This is a genomic window from Cupriavidus sp. HPC(L), assembly GCF_000307735.3.
Taxonomy (GTDB): Bacteria; Pseudomonadota; Gammaproteobacteria; order Burkholderiales; family Burkholderiaceae; genus Cupriavidus.
In genome coordinates, this window is sequence record NZ_AMPR02000400.1 from 1 (window position 1) to 1,173 (window position 1,173).

Annotated in this window: 1 pseudogene; it reads left to right on the forward strand. The window is 73.9% G+C overall.

Annotated elements, in window-relative coordinates:
- A pseudogene (locus B551_RS26720) lies at window positions 1-1,151 on the forward strand (hypothetical protein); the annotation flags it as partial.
- Between the last annotated feature and the right edge of the window lie 22 nt (window positions 1,152-1,173).

The following is a 1,173-nucleotide window of genomic DNA, read 5'->3' on the forward strand; positions in this document are numbered from 1 at the left end:
GCCGGCATTGCGAACACTTCGTGCTGTCCGCCTCGGTGACGCTGCCCTGCGCGGTGCCGGACCGCCGCGCGCCGCAGCCGTGGCAGCACACGCTGTGGCTCGGCGACCGCGACGGCATGCCGCTGATGGCCACCGTGACGCCGCTGGCGCGCACGCAGCAGGCCGGCGGCTGGGACACCGAGATGGCGGACTGGCGCGCCGCGCTGGCCGCACGCCGTACCGTCGTTCATCTGCTCGATACGATGCCGGCCGGCGCCACGCTGCAACGCTGGCAGTCGAGCGGCGAACGCTGGCTGGCGGCAGCACGCAAGAGCACGCGCGTGCTGTGCGATGGCACGGCATGGAAGCTCGACGCACTGGCCGACACGCTGACTTTCCACGCGCAGGCCGAGCTGCGCTGGCGCGACCGCGACGCGGTGCAATGGGTTGCGCAGACCAGGGTGCGCGTGCTGGAAGGGCAGGCCCGCGCCGCGCGCGGCACCGCCACCGAAGGCGGCATCGAGGCCGTGCTGCTGGTGGCGCGCACCATCGAGCGCGACAGCGGCCAGACGCTGGCCGTCGACTATCTGCTGGCCGATCCGGCGCTCGCCGGCGCCGGCGCGCAGCTCGCCCAGTGGGCACGCTGGGGCGAGGCCGCGGCGCTGCAATGCCGCACGCTGCGCCATGCGCTGGACCATCTCGGCCGCCCGGCCGGCACGTCGCCGCAGGCCTTTGACGTCGATGCGCTGGTCGCGCTGCAGGCGGGCATGACCGCGTTGCGGCTGGCTCATGCGCCGGCCCAGGCGGCGATCGACTGCCTGGCAGGGCTGGCCGGCCAAGCAGGCCGGTCGGCCGCCAGGGACGCGGCGCCCGGCGCCGCCGCGCTGCTCGAAGGACTGGGCCGCCTGCTGGCCTTGCTCGACGTGCTGGAGAACTTCCCGGGCCGCAACGCCGCGGCGTCGTCGCCGGCTACCGGCTCGAACGAACAGCGTGCTGCGGATGCGCCGATCGCCGCGATCCACGTCGCGACCCATGCCGATGCGGCCACTGCACCGCCCACTCCGGCGCTGCCCGAATCCGCGCAGCACCTCGCCCAACGGATGACGCGGAGCGCCGCGGGCACGCAAGAGAACGCGTCGGCGAAGTTCGACCTGGCCGCGCTTGGAGACTGATTGAACATGCTTGCCGTCGATC